The organism is Paenarthrobacter sp. AB444 (assembly GCF_028736865.1).
Taxonomy (GTDB): domain Bacteria; phylum Actinomycetota; class Actinomycetes; order Actinomycetales; family Micrococcaceae; genus Arthrobacter; species Arthrobacter nicotinovorans_B.
In genome coordinates this window covers 40,800-52,921 of record NZ_JAQZBY010000012.1, presented here as the reverse complement: position 1 = coordinate 52,921, position 12,122 = coordinate 40,800, and the positions used below count along the sequence as shown (strand labels likewise).

Here is a 12,122-nt window from a genome sequence, read left to right as displayed (position 1 = left end):
ACAAATCTTCAATTGCTGATAGGGGTGTCCTGCTCAAGGACATGAAGATCTCCCGTGGAATGCGGGTTTTCCGGGCCTTCAATCTGGTGTTTCTCCTGGTGGTGGTTTTCCTCACCGTGTATCCGTTCCTGAACATCATTGCCCAGTCATTCTCCAGTGAGGGGTTCATCAACGCCGGGCAGGTCAACCTGTTCCCCATGGGTTTCAACACGGAGACCTACAAGGTGATCCTGGCGGACTCCGCGTTCTGGAGTAACTACGGAAATACGCTGCTCTACACGGTGGTGGCCACGGCAATCTCCATGGTCCTGACCACGTCCTTTGCGTATGCCATTGCGAAGAAGGACTTGAAAGGCCGCAGCATTTTCATTGGCCTGGCCGTCTTCACCATGTTCTTCAACGGCGGGCTGATCCCCAACTACGTCCTGATCAGCTCGTTGGGAATGAGGGACACGATCTGGGCCGTAGTGCTGCCGAACGCCATCAGTGTGTTCAACCTGCTCATCATGAAGTCCTTCTTCGAGAACATGCCGCGTGAACTCGAGGAAGCGGCATCCATCGACGGCCTCACCCAGTACGGAATCCTTTTCCGGGTGGTCTTGCCGCTGAGTAAGGCAATCGTGGCAACCATGGTCCTGTTCTACGCGGTGGCCAACTGGAACTCCTGGTTCCAGGCCTTCCTCTACCTCGATAACCCGGACCTGTTTCCGGTGACCATCTACCTGCGCAACATGATCGCCGGAGTGACCACGGCCGGATCGGCGGGTGGCACGGCAGAGAACGTTGGACAGATCGCGGCCAACATCCAGTCGGTCACCATCGTGCTCACCGTCATCCCCATCCTTTGCGTCTATCCCTTCGTCCAGAAGTACTTCTTCTCGGGCGTGATGCTCGGTTCCGTCAAGGAATAACCCTCATGAAAGGAAAAGCCAATGATCACCAAACGAGAGTTTCGCAGGCGAGACTTTTTGGGTCTCGCATCGGTAGTCACCATCGGGTTGATGATGACCAGCTGCGACTCGGACTCCGGCGAAAAAGTGGATACGTCCAAGTCGCGCAAAGGAGCAATGGACAGCTTTGGAGTAGGAGACAAGTTCAAGGCAACGGTGCCGCTGACGTTCAGCTTCTTGTTCTCGGACCAGCCCACCTACCCGTACAAGAAGGACTGGCTGCTGTTCACCAAGATGGCCAGCGACAACAACGTCACACTGGAACCGACCATCGTCCCCAACAGTGACTACGAGCAGAAGCGCAGTCTCCTCATCAGCTCCGGCAGCGCCCCTGAGATCATCGCCAAGACGTATCCGGGACAGGAGTCGGCGTTCGTCTCGGCCGGCGCAGTGCTTCCTGTCAGCGACTATGTGGACTTGATGCCGCATTTCCAGGACAAGGTCAAGAAGTGGAAGCTCGAACCGGAAATTGAAGCGTTGACCCAGGAAGACGGCAAGTATTACGTCCTCCCCGGACTGCATGAGGAACTGTGGCCGGACTACTCCCTGTGTTTCCGCAAGGACGTGCTGAAAAAGGAGGGCCTGTCCGAGCCCAAGACCTGGGACGAGTTTCGTGATGTGTTGCGCTCCTTGAAGAAGGCATATCCGGATGTTGTGCCGTTCTCCGATCGGTTCAAGGGCGACAGCGTCCTCAACATCGCCAGTGCTGCTTTCGGAACTGTGGCAGGTTGGGGCTTGGTGGACGGGCTGCAGTTCGACAAGGACAAGAAGGAGTTCGGCTTCGCGGCAGGTTCCTCCAAGTTCAAGGACCTGGTGACGTACTTCAACTCACTGGTGGCCGAAGGCCTGATGGATCCGGAGAGCTTCACCCAGACGGACGATTCCGCCATCCAGAAGTTTGTGTCAGGGAAGTCCTTCGTCATCAGCGCCAACTCGCAGAACGTTATTACCTACCGGACATCGATGGAACAGTCGCTAGGCAAGGGCAACTTCGAAATCGGCAAGATCATCGTTCCCGGAGGCCCTGCGGGCGACATCATCGGTGGCAGCCGCTTGGAGAATGGCATCATGTTGAACTCGTCCGTGAAGGACAAGGACAGCTTCGTGGCGCTCATCCAGTACATTGACTGGCTCTTCTACAGTGACGCCGGGCAGGAATTCAGCAAGTGGGGAGTCGAAGGAACCACCTTTACCAAGGAAGGCGGCAAGCGCAAGCTGGCGGCCGATATCAACTTCCAGGGGCTGAACCCGGCCGGTACCAAGGATCTTCGCGTGGACTACGGTTTCTCTGGTGGCAATTTCGCCTACGGCGGTACCACGGAACTCCTGCAGTCCACTTTCAACGAGGAAGAGCTCGCCTTCCAGGAAGCGATGAAGTCCAAGACACCGCGCCCGGTCGCACCGCCGGTTCCGTTCAACGACGTTGACCGCGAACAAGCTACGTTGGCGTTGACTCCGCTGAAGGACCACGTCAAGCAGAACACCCTCAAGTTCATTACCGGCCAACGTCCCCTCGGCGAGTTTGACGCCTACGTCAAGGAACTCGACAGCAAGGGCCAGACCAAGTACGTGGAGCTGGCGAACAAGGCCTACAAAGCGTACGCGGACAAGAAGTAGGTCCGATGGCAGGCAGGAAGCCGGAATTCGGGTCCGGCCCATTGTTCAAAGCCGCAGGCACGGTGTACGGAGTCATGATCGGCAGCGCTCTTCTGGTGGTGGCCAATTTGCCGGTGGTGCTCATGCCGTTGCTGGTCGCTGTGCTGGGGCCTTGGGCGCTCGTGGGGTTTGTCCTGCTTGGGCCCTCTGTTGTGGCTTCCTGCTGTGCCTTCAATCGACTTCTTGCAGGCGGGGACAATGGGGTTTTCCGTGACTTCCTGTCCTCGTACCAACTGAACTTCATGCAGGCACTGCTCGTGTGGCTGCCCTACATGCTGTTCCTGGGCGTCATCGCATTCAACCTGAGCGTTCTCCCTGGCTCACCGGACGCTGCCTCAGGATTCGGGATGCAGCTGGCTGCACGGATAGGTCTGGTGGGTCTCGCGCTCCTTGTCTGCACTGGTGCCATGAATGCGATGCTCATCCTTGCCCGATTCAGCTTCCGCACCAGGGACATCTACCGCTTGTCCCTCTACGCGGTGGGAGCGGAGAAGAGGGTGTCGTTGGGCACGGCCGGGATCCTCTTTGTGACCGCCTTCATTCTTGGAATGACCACTGTCTGGTTGATGCTTTTTACGGCCGGTTTGGTGCTGTACCTCGTCTGCCTTAATTCCCGGCCGTTGTTGACGTTCGTTGAAGCCAGGTTCACCTAAGGACTGCGCAGGATCCTGCTTGGCGGTTTCCTATCCGAACCGACAGAAATCAATCAGCACTCTTTCAAGAGATCTGCGTCACGTTCTGGAGGGCGGCCCCACAGAAAGAGTAGGGTACTCTTCGGCCACGATCCAAGGAGTCGCAGCTCACGAGCTGGGTCACGCTATCGGACTAGGCCACGCCGGCGGCTGCGTTCTCATGACTTCCTCCACCTCCACACGAAATAGCTGTGGGGTATTTGGGCCAACCAATGATGACAACAACGGCACTATTGCCCTGTACTGATTGCTCTGTTCAGAGAGGATGCTGAAATCATGAGGACACAATTCATAAAGAAGTCCGCATTTCCACTTATGGCTTCAATGACAATCGCCCTAGTAACTACTGCGGGTCTCTCGGGATGCGCAGGTTCGCCCGATGTGGCTAATTCCAGTAGCTCCGCCAATACCGTAGGCATGGACGCCAGTTGGGCGGAGAGTTACGACAATTTGACTGATCTAAAAGCGCACAGTGCCCTGGCTGTCGAGGGAAGCTTCACGCGAATCATAGACGAATCCAAAATTAAAACTGTCCCTATCACGGATTTTGAGTTCACCGTTGGCGAAGTAATCCATGATCCCGCGGGCAACTTGAAAGAGGCGACCCGCATAACCGTGCGACAGACGGGCGGGTCTGTTGACGGGGTTCTTCATCAGATCTCAGACGACCCGTTGTTCAAGATTTCTGAAAATGCCGTCCTGTTCCTCAAAGAGCCGGAGCCTGGCCTATTTTATGTAATCGGTGGACCGTCAGGGCGCTTTGAAGTCATCAACGGAAGGGTCACACCTTTCGACGCTGAGGGAACAAAGTTTGAGGGCACCCTGGAAGACTTCATCGCAGCGGTGAAGGGTTCCTAGGTCGTCAAAACTCAGAGGGGGCATGTCGCCGAGAACTGCTTTCCTATCCAGTTTTTGGGTAAGCAGTCTTGGTGGCAGCTCCCTCAATCTTCTGTGATCTGTTCCCGCAGGATATCCGCGTGCCCGCAATGCTGGGCCAGTTCACGCAGCATGTGCAGGTACACCCAGCGTAGCGGGAGCGGTCCACGGCGGTTACCGTGCAAAAGATCGTCCAGCCCGAGACCCGACGTGGCTTTCCGCGAAGCTTCGCAGGCGGCCGAGTAGTCCGCTCGGACGCTGGCGATCGTGTCGTCTTCACCGAGGATAAAGGACTCATCCGGTGTGGCCGGAATGCCAATCTCGGCCCGGGACCTGCAGGTGATGGCTTCGTCGAACCACACCTTTTCCACGAAAGTCGCGTGTTTCACCAGGCCCAGAAGCGTCGTGCGCGACGCGACCAGCCGCCGTCGTGCTTGTTCTTCGGTGAGTCCGTCCAAACTTGCTTCCAAGGCCCGGCGGTGCTCATCCAGAAACGCCTCGAATTGCGTCCGGATGTCCTTGTGCGTGACGTCCTGCGTGGAAGCGCTCATGCGAAAACCACCGTACCGTCCTCGTCGATCCGCCAGCCGGGGTTGTACGCGATCTCCCAGACGATGCCGTTGGGATCCTTGACGTGCCCGTGGAAGATGCCGCCGAAAGCGCCTGCCTGTGCGGGTTTGACCAGCGTGGCGCCGGCAGCAACGAGTGCGTCGATAGTGCGGGAAACCTCCGCTGCGCTGCCGACGTTGTGCGAGAGTGTCACGCCGCTGACACCAACGGTTTGCGTGCCGCTGGCCAGATCCTGGTCGAACTTTTCGGCCTCGAACAGGCCGAGCATCAAACCCGGCGCAACCTGGAAGAAGAGGATTTCGCCGGGCACGTCCATAAGCGGCTCCCAACCGAGCCCGTCCTTGTAAAAGGCGCGGGCCCGGTCGAGATCAGGCGTGGCGAACGTGATGAAGTGCAGTCGCTGGTCCATACGGACATGCTAGCGACAGAGTACGACGCCGGGACTTAGGCAAGGTGCTGACGGGTACCGTTCAGGTGGGAAGCCGGGGCGTCAAAGAGTGCGGCGATGTGTTCGGCAAGTTCGTTGACGTGCGTGTAGCCGGGGAACTTGCGGTGCGGGGCGGCCTCCTTCATGGCGTCGTCCAAGAGGGCTTTCACAACGAAAACCACGGCGGCCGAGGTCTGTTCCTTGGGCTCGGTCTTGTGGCCGGATTGTGCTGCTTTGAAGCCGTCCGCGACGCCGAGGACCCATGCTTCAGAGGCGGCCTTGATGGCCGAGTAGCTCGCACCACCGGCGGTCGGGTTCGCCGCGGCCGTGGCGGAAACAATAGCCAAGCGACCGCGCGGTGATGCCTCCAAATCCGGGTAGAAGACGCGGGAGGTGTTTCGGAGCGTGGTCATGATGCTGGTGTGCAGGACGTCCCAATCGTCATCTTTCTGACCCGTGATTCCGTCGCCTCCGCGCCAACCGCCGACCAGGTGGATGAGTCCGTCCACTGGTCCCAGGTCGCTTCGAACTGCGGCCGCCAGCTTCTCCACCGACTCAAGGTTCGCCAGGTTGCACGTGTAGGGGAGGACGCCGTCGTGGTTCCGGGCGAGCTCTTCCAGGCGGGCGGCGTCGAGGTCGACGGCGGCAACGCGGGCGCCTGCAGCGAGAAGCGCGGTGACAACCGCCTGGCCGGCGGCGCTCGTGGATCCTGCCACCACGACATTCGGGCCCGGGGTGGATGCCACGTCGTTGTGGTCATTCGTAGTCGGCAAGGTGTGTCCTTCCATAGGGTGTTGAGGGTTGGAAGGAGCATACCGGCTCAACAAGTGAAACTAATGTTTTATAGGCATTAGGGCAAGAAAATCTAATGCTTCTGCGGTGCACGATACCGTTAGGCCGCTGGTGGGTGGCGCTCCTTGAAATGGGACTGTTGAGGGGTAGTCAGCGGCGGTGGGAGGATGGAGCAGTGGAACCCCTCTTCGACTTCCTTGGCAGTTACTGGTGGCTCATCTTTCCCATCGGCGGGATGGCTGGCGGGTGGGCCAGGTCATGGTCCAAAGCCAGCGAAGAGCGGCACCGTCGCAAGGTGGAACTGTTGAAGCTGCGAAACCAGTTGGCCGTTCACGAGGAAGCGAACCAGGCTGAGGTGGTTTCCCTGATGGCCGCGCACGATTCCGTGAATCACAGATGGCTGGACTACGAGCTCGACGTCGGGAACCTCATCGATTTCCCTCTCATGACAGACGTTCGTGAGCCCCTGACCGTCGCTTTCCTGCGCGCCAAGAAGGAAGCCGACGGCTTGCGTCCCGGAGTGCCGGAAGAAATTTCGACGCCGGCCCGGCTCGCCGAGTACCGCGCGGCAGTCCACAGCTACGAACTGGCATTCGACGTTGCCGAGCGGGAAGCCCGGCGTATCAAGGACGGCAACTTCTCAGGCCCCGAGCGGCAACGGCTGGCGACGGCACGGAAGTTGCTGCGCATCGCCGAGGACACCGCCGCCACCCCGGCCGAACGTCAAACGGCGTACAAGCGGGCCCGGAAGGAACTCGATGGTTTGATCGTCCTGCCGGAGGCGACGGTTGCCGCATTGGAAGGCAAAATCGCGGGGATGCTGGACGAACGGAGAGACCCGGACACGGACGCCCGGTTGGCGTAACAGGTGCGCTAGATGGACGAACCTAACTCCACGCCCATCACTGTCCGCACCGTGGAACCTTCAAGGTCATCCTCCAGGTGCCGCATCCCCAGATGCTCTGCTACGCGCCGCGAAGCCATGTTGTCTGGGTGAATGATGGCTACCAGGCGACCCGCCCCCACCACATCCCGGGCGTACTCCAGGCAGGCCAAAGCCGCTTCCGTGGCATATCCGCGACCCTGAAGCTCCACGCGCACGTGATAACCGACCTCCAGCTCCGACCGGCCATTGACGTTCTGCCACGTTAGCCCGCAGTCTCCCACGAAACCGCCGTCGTGCGTCTCGACGAGCCACAACCCGTATCCGTGGCGGGCATAGTTCCCCTGGTTCCAGGCGATCCAGGCCGCTGCTTCGTCGCGGGATTTGGGTGCCGGGTAGAACGTCATGACCTTGGGATCTCCGAGCAAAGCGCTCATCGCATCGAGATCAGGGAGCGTCATCTCGCGGAAGCGCAATCGGGCGGTCGGATGGGGGAGCATCTCCGAAGCCTACCTGCCGCTGAGCTGTGCCTTCACCACCTTCTTTGAACCTTGTGGGGCCACCTAGCAACCAAAACAGGTTTACTTTGGGCCTTGCGGAGTCCAAAGCAGGTGGGGGCGGCACGGGCCGGTGGCTACCCCAAGCGGCGCACCCGCACCGGCGTCAGCATTTCGCGATCGAAGCCCACCACGCGGCGCGGTCCGTGCAGGATCACCTCGTGGGTGGCGGCATCGAAGGTGCTGGAGGTTGACACGTGCAGCTTCACCAGCCCCGGCGTCACCACCCGCTGCAGATCCAGGCCAGTGAAGGAGGTGCGGTCTGCATGGACCGTGAACTCCACCTCAGCCGAGGCCCCCGCTGACAGCTCAACCCGTGCGTAGCCGATGAGCTCGCGGACTGGACGCACTACTTCGCCCACCGGATCCTCCAGGTAGAGCTGCACGATCTCGGCGCCACTGCGGGACCCCGTGTTCGTGACTGTACAGCTGACGGTGACGGCCTCCGACGTCGTCATTGCCGGCGAGCTGCTTTGGTGCCCTGACAGCTCAAAGCTGGTGTAGGACAAGCCGTGCCCGAAGCTGAACAGCGCCGAGGGGTCCAGCGCGCTGACTTCAGTGTGTCCCGCGAGCCGCGAGTGCAGGTAAGTTCCGGGCTGACCGCCGGACGAGCCGGGTATGGAGACCGGCAGTTTGCCGGAGGGATTTACGACGCCGGTCAGCACGTCCCAAAGCGCCTCACCGCCCGCTTCGCCCGGGAAGAAACCCTGAACGATTGCGTGGGCACGGTCAACGAAGTCGCCCAACGCATAGGGGCGCCCGCTGAGAACCACTACTACGGCCCGCGATCCGGAGTCAGCACAGGCAGCGAGGACCCGGTCCAGCATACTGTGCTGGTCCCCGGGCAGGCGGAGATCGGCGGCGTCGTTCCCTTCGCCCGAGGTGCCTCGACCGAACAGTCCGGCGTTGTCTCCGACCACCACCACGCAGGTGTCCACGGAAGCAGCCACCCGGCATGCCTCGGCGATCTGCTCCTCCGTGGCTGACTCGCAATTACCCGTCACGGACGTTGCAACGGACCCAAATCGTGCAGCCGCGACTGCCGCAACAGAGGGAACGGAGATGCCCATCGGGACATGGGGATGCGAAGCCCCGACGTGCGCATCAAAAGAGTAGCAGCCCAGCATCGCAAAGGGATCATCTGCCAGCGGCCCCACGACCCCGATCGGCCCGGCAGGCGGTAAGGGGAGCGCGGGCGTGCCGTCAAAGGATCGGTTGCTCAACAAGACCAGTGATTGCGCGGCCAATTCACGCGCCAAGGCGCGGTCCTCCACTGGATCGAGGTCAATGGAAGCGCCCAGGGCCGGCGGGGCGGCAGAAAAATCGGGGGACAGGAGCCCCAGCTCGGCCTTCTGCGTCAGCACCCGCCGCAGAGCCCGGTCCACCAAGGATTCGTCGACGGCGCCGTCGCGGACGCGCGCAAGCAACGGCGTACCGAAGCAATTTACGGTAGGCAACTCCACGTCCACGCCAGCGGTCAGAGCGAGGACCGCGGCATCCCCGGAATCGGCGGCCACCCCGTGCGTGACATCAAGGAACGCGACTCCGAAGTAGTCGGCAACCACTGTTCCGGTGAAGCCCCAGTCCTGGCGAAGCAGTCCGGTCAAGAGGGCGCGGTTCGCGGCGGCGGGTACGCCGTCGACGTCGGTATAGGCGTGCATCACCGACCGTGCGCCACCGTGCCGCAGCGCCATTTCAAAAGGCGGCAGCATGACGTCGGCGAGCTCGCGCGGGCCCATGGAGACAGGTGCGTGGTTGCGGCCGGCGCGCGACGCCGCGTAGCCAACAAAATGCTTGAGGGTGGAAACAATCCCGGTCGACTCCAAGCCCTGAACGTAAGCCGTGGCGACGGTTCCCACCAGGTACGGGTCCTCGCCGATGGTTTCTTCAACGCGGCCCCAGCGGAGATCACGGACAACGTCGAGCACCGGAGCCAACCCTTGATGCACCCCAAGGGACCTCATGCTCCGGCCGATCCGGGTGGCCATCTGCTCCACCAAAGCCGGGTTGAATGTGGCACCCCACGCCAAGGGGACCGGAAAGGCGGTCGCTTTCCAGGCTGCAAGGCCAGCCAGGCACTCTTCGTGAACCTGGGCCGGAATGCCGAAACGCGAGGCTGCCATGATCTGCTCCTGGGCGGCCGCCAACCGGCGTGCTCCTTCTTCAGGTTCAAGGGGCACCGTGCCGTACATGCGGGTGATCTGACCCAGACCTTGGGAGATGATGTCGTCCCACGCGCGGGAATCTCCGGCCATTTGGCTCTGCAGCGGAGCGACGGAATCGCCGTCCGTGGAAGCGTTGACCCACACCCCCGCCAATTGGGCCAGCTTTTCCTCCAGCGTCATTTCGCTGATGAGGTGCTCCACCACATCGGAGGCTGGAACACGGCTAAGTGCGTGCTGATCGGCGGCGCCGGTGCTCACAAGGTTCTCCTTGGTAACGGGGATGTTTCTAAGAAAGTATCAGAAACTTTAATCAAGTTACTAGGGTGATTTTTTGTTGATTTATGAGGAAATTCTCCCTAGCGTTGGTATATCTACAGACTGGATGCGTACATCGGTCCAGATAAAAATCAGAAACTTTCGGACACACTTTTACGCTCAACGGAGAGACCCTATGCAGACTTACAGAGTGGCCATCGTCGGTACGGGCGGAATCGCAGCAGTCCATGCCTCGAACCTGGCCCGCACCGACAACCGGGCTGAATTGGTGGCCGCGTGCGACGTCGACGAAGCCCGCCTCCAGGCCTTTGCTGAGGAGCACGCAATCGCAGGCCGCTACCGGAGCCTCACGGAGCTGCTCTCGGAAGCCAAGCCGGACATCGTCCATCTCTGCACTCCGCCCATGATGCACATCGACCAAGCAATCGAGTGTCTCGAAGCCGGCGTCCACGTCCTGTCCGAAAAGCCGCCGGCCCTGAGCCTTGCTGATTTCGATCGCCTCAACGACGCCCAAACGAAGGGCGGAGCGCAGTTCTCCTGCGTCTTCCAGCACCGCTTTGGCGACGCTTCGGCCGCAGCCCGGACCTTGATCGGTGGCAGCGATTTCGGCCGTCCGCTCGTAGCCCGTTGTGACACCCTCTGGTACCGGCCCGATGAGTACTTCGACCTTCCCTGGCGCGGCACCTGGAAAGCCGAAGGAGGTGGACCGACCATGGGGCACGGTATCCACCAGTTCGATCTCCTCCTCCACCTGCTGGGTCCATGGGATGAGGTGACCGCCATTGCGTCGCGGCAAGCCCGGGCCACCTCCACGGAAGACCTTTCCGCCGCGCTGGTCCGCTTTGAGAACGGAGCGGCCGCGACAGTGATCAACTCGCTGCTCTCTCCACGTGAGACCTCGGATATCCGCGTCGACTGCGAGTTCGCCACCATCGAACTCAGCCATCTCTACGGCTACGGCACCAAGGACTGGACCATCACCGCCGCGCCAGGCCACGAAGAGGCAGTGTCGGCGGCGTGGACAGCGCAACCCCTTGAGCGCGGCAGCGGCCACGCCGCGCAGTTCCTGGCCATGTATGACGCGCTCGACGCCGGATTGCCGCTTCCAGCTGGAACAGACTCAGCGAGGCAAACCCTGGAGTTCGCTGCCGCGATTTACGCCTCGGCCTTTACCGGGCGGGCTGTGCGTCGCGGCGACATTGTCCCTGGACACCCCTTCTACGGCGGGATGGATGGTGAAGGCCGTGGCACCAGTTTCCTGGCTTCCACGACCCTTGCCCCCGCCGCCCACGCCTGATCATCCATCTCAACGGAGAACCCATGACTACGCAGCCCACACTGACCCAAACCCTCAGCTACACGGACGACGGCCGTGCCTTGACCTTCACGGCAGGCGGCCAGGACATCGCCACGTACACCTACCTGCTGGCGGATGACCAGTATGAAAGCCCGCGCCCCTTTTTCCACCCGCTGACCACGTTGGAAGGAGACGAAGTAACGATTTCCAGGCCCTGGGATCACGTCTGGCACAAGGGACTGTCCTGGGCTTTGCCGAACGTCGGCGACCACAATTTCTGGGGCGGGGCCACCTATACCCGGGAGACCGGCTACGCCAACCTGGACAACAACGGAGCCATGAACCACGAGGCGTTCACGTCCATCGACGAGAGCCCGACAACGGTCACCGCCAGCGAGTCGCTGCTCTGGACAAGCCAGCCTGGTGAGGCCTCGCAAGAGGGTGCCCAACTCATCCGCGAAGAGCGTCGCTTTGCCATCCAGCTACTACCTGACGTGGATGCCTGGGCCGTACTCTTCCAAACCACCATGGCCAACGTTTCCGGTGCCACTATCACCATCGGCAGCCCCACGACCGAAGGCCGCGACAACGCAGGCTACGGCGGGCTGTTCTGGCGCGGGCCACGATCCTTCACCGGCGGAGAATTCCGCTCTGAGGCAGGGGTTGGCAGCGACGAATTCATGGGCACGCGTTCACCTTGGATCGCCTTCACCGGACAGCATGATGTCAGCTGCCGGAAGTCCAGCATTCTGTTCGTCGAAGACCAAGCGAATCTGGGTGCATCCAACCAGTGGTTCGCCCGGTCGTCCATGTTCGCCTGCCTGGGCTCGGCCCCCTTCTTCAGCGAAGTAGTCCCGCTTGAGGAGGGCAAGCCGCTCACGTACCGCTACGCCGTCGTGATTGCCGACGGGGCCTTGGACGGAGACCGGGCAGCGGCGCTCGCCGAAGCCGCCAAGAGTGCATTGGACAGGTGGACCTAGG

13 protein-coding genes are annotated in these 12,122 nt (G+C 61.1%); 8 read left to right on the top strand and 5 right to left on the bottom strand.

The window, feature by feature from the left end; translation table 11 throughout:
* The first annotated feature begins 41 nt into the window (after positions 1 to 41).
* Genes PQ627_RS15140 through PQ627_RS15125 form a run of 5 tightly spaced genes read left to right on the top strand, consistent with a single transcriptional unit; the run spans position 42 to position 4,156 of the window.
* Positions 42 to 911 (top strand): carbohydrate ABC transporter permease, encoded by an 870-nt coding sequence (locus tag PQ627_RS15140; RefSeq protein WP_274262394.1) that lies wholly within the window; start codon positions 42 to 44, stop codon positions 909 to 911.
* A gap of 21 nt (positions 912 to 932) precedes the next feature.
* Positions 933 to 2,567 carry an ABC transporter substrate-binding protein gene (locus tag PQ627_RS15135; protein ID WP_274262329.1) on the top strand — a complete coding sequence of 545 codons (1,635 nt, stop codon included), beginning with the start codon at positions 933 to 935 and terminating at the stop codon, positions 2,565 to 2,567.
* A gap of 5 nt (positions 2,568 to 2,572) precedes the next feature.
* Complete coding sequence (locus PQ627_RS15130) at positions 2,573 to 3,259, top strand: DUF624 domain-containing protein (protein ID WP_274262328.1); 687 nt, start codon at positions 2,573 to 2,575, stop codon at positions 3,257 to 3,259.
* The gene (locus tag PQ627_RS20025; RefSeq protein ID WP_443192761.1) at positions 3,240 to 3,545 is read left to right on the top strand and encodes a matrixin family metalloprotease; all 306 of its coding nucleotides are present in this window, start codon (positions 3,240 to 3,242) and stop codon (positions 3,543 to 3,545) included. The genes PQ627_RS15130 and PQ627_RS20025 overlap by 20 nt, the downstream gene beginning before the upstream one ends.
* Positions 3,546 to 3,574: 29 nt before the next feature.
* On the top strand, positions 3,575 to 4,156 hold the full coding sequence (locus PQ627_RS15125; RefSeq protein WP_274262327.1) for a hypothetical protein: 582 nt from the start codon (positions 3,575 to 3,577) through the stop codon (positions 4,154 to 4,156).
* A gap of 83 nt (positions 4,157 to 4,239) precedes the next feature.
* On the opposite strand, the gene PQ627_RS15120 is transcribed toward PQ627_RS15125, so the two are convergent.
* Genes PQ627_RS15120 through PQ627_RS15110 form a run of 3 tightly spaced genes read right to left on the bottom strand, consistent with a single transcriptional unit; the run spans position 4,240 to position 5,998 of the window.
* Entirely contained in the window at positions 4,240 to 4,725 is a 486-nt protein-coding gene (locus tag PQ627_RS15120) for a DinB family protein (RefSeq protein WP_274262326.1), read from the bottom strand.
* Entirely contained in the window at positions 4,722 to 5,153 is a 432-nt protein-coding gene (locus tag PQ627_RS15115) for a VOC family protein (RefSeq protein ID WP_274262325.1), read from the bottom strand. Before PQ627_RS15115 ends, PQ627_RS15120 begins: the two co-directional genes overlap by 4 nt.
* A 35-nt stretch (positions 5,154 to 5,188) precedes the next feature.
* Positions 5,189 to 5,998: an SDR family oxidoreductase gene (locus PQ627_RS15110; RefSeq protein ID WP_274262324.1), complete on the bottom strand. Its 810-nt coding sequence runs from the start codon at positions 5,996 to 5,998 to the stop codon at positions 5,189 to 5,191.
* A gap of 140 nt (positions 5,999 to 6,138) precedes the next feature.
* Between PQ627_RS15110 and PQ627_RS15105 the strand changes: the two genes are divergently transcribed.
* Positions 6,139 to 6,828, top strand: a complete 690-nt coding sequence (locus PQ627_RS15105; protein WP_262277689.1) for a hypothetical protein — start codon at positions 6,139 to 6,141, stop codon at positions 6,826 to 6,828.
* 8 nt (positions 6,829 to 6,836) lie between these two features.
* On the opposite strand, the gene PQ627_RS15100 is transcribed toward PQ627_RS15105, so the two are convergent.
* The gene (locus PQ627_RS15100; RefSeq protein WP_274262323.1) at positions 6,837 to 7,346 is read right to left on the bottom strand and encodes a GNAT family N-acetyltransferase; all 510 of its coding nucleotides are present in this window, start codon (positions 7,344 to 7,346) and stop codon (positions 6,837 to 6,839) included.
* A gap of 134 nt (positions 7,347 to 7,480) precedes the next feature.
* On the bottom strand, positions 7,481 to 9,826 hold the full coding sequence (locus tag PQ627_RS15095; protein ID WP_274262322.1) for a glycoside hydrolase family 3 N-terminal domain-containing protein: 2,346 nt from the start codon (positions 9,824 to 9,826) through the stop codon (positions 7,481 to 7,483).
* Between the two features lie 193 nt (positions 9,827 to 10,019).
* Between PQ627_RS15095 and PQ627_RS15090 the strand changes: the two genes are divergently transcribed.
* Together PQ627_RS15090 and PQ627_RS15085 are read left to right on the top strand one after the other, a co-directional pair.
* The gene (locus PQ627_RS15090; RefSeq protein WP_274262321.1) at positions 10,020 to 11,141 is read left to right on the top strand and encodes a Gfo/Idh/MocA family protein; all 1,122 of its coding nucleotides are present in this window, start codon (positions 10,020 to 10,022) and stop codon (positions 11,139 to 11,141) included.
* A 23-nt stretch (positions 11,142 to 11,164) separates the two neighbouring features.
* Positions 11,165 to 12,121 (top strand): PmoA family protein, encoded by a 957-nt coding sequence (locus PQ627_RS15085; protein ID WP_274262320.1) that lies wholly within the window; start codon positions 11,165 to 11,167, stop codon positions 12,119 to 12,121.
* Position 12,122 lies beyond the last annotated feature (1 nt).

What these genes read in the sequence shown, in the direction of transcription:
- PQ627_RS15130 (WP_274262328.1), top strand. Translation starts at nt 2,573, where the DNA reads ATGGCAGGCAGGAAGCCGGAATTCGGGTCCGGCCCATTGTTCAAAGCC.
- PQ627_RS15085 (WP_274262320.1), top strand. Translation starts at nt 11,165, where the DNA reads ATGACTACGCAGCCCACACTGACCCAAACCCTCAGCTACACGGACGAC.
- PQ627_RS15140 (WP_274262394.1), top strand. Translation starts at nt 42, where the DNA reads ATGAAGATCTCCCGTGGAATGCGGGTTTTCCGGGCCTTCAATCTGGTG.
- PQ627_RS15135 (WP_274262329.1), top strand. Translation starts at nt 933, where the DNA reads ATGATCACCAAACGAGAGTTTCGCAGGCGAGACTTTTTGGGTCTCGCA.
- PQ627_RS15125 (WP_274262327.1), top strand. Translation starts at nt 3,575, where the DNA reads ATGAGGACACAATTCATAAAGAAGTCCGCATTTCCACTTATGGCTTCA.
- PQ627_RS15115 (WP_274262325.1), bottom strand. Translation starts at nt 5,153, where the DNA reads ATGGACCAGCGACTGCACTTCATCACGTTCGCCACGCCTGATCTCGAC.
- PQ627_RS15100 (WP_274262323.1), bottom strand. Translation starts at nt 7,346, where the DNA reads ATGCTCCCCCATCCGACCGCCCGATTGCGCTTCCGCGAGATGACGCTC.
- PQ627_RS15120 (WP_274262326.1), bottom strand. Translation starts at nt 4,725, where the DNA reads ATGAGCGCTTCCACGCAGGACGTCACGCACAAGGACATCCGGACGCAA.
- PQ627_RS15090 (WP_274262321.1), top strand. Translation starts at nt 10,020, where the DNA reads ATGCAGACTTACAGAGTGGCCATCGTCGGTACGGGCGGAATCGCAGCA.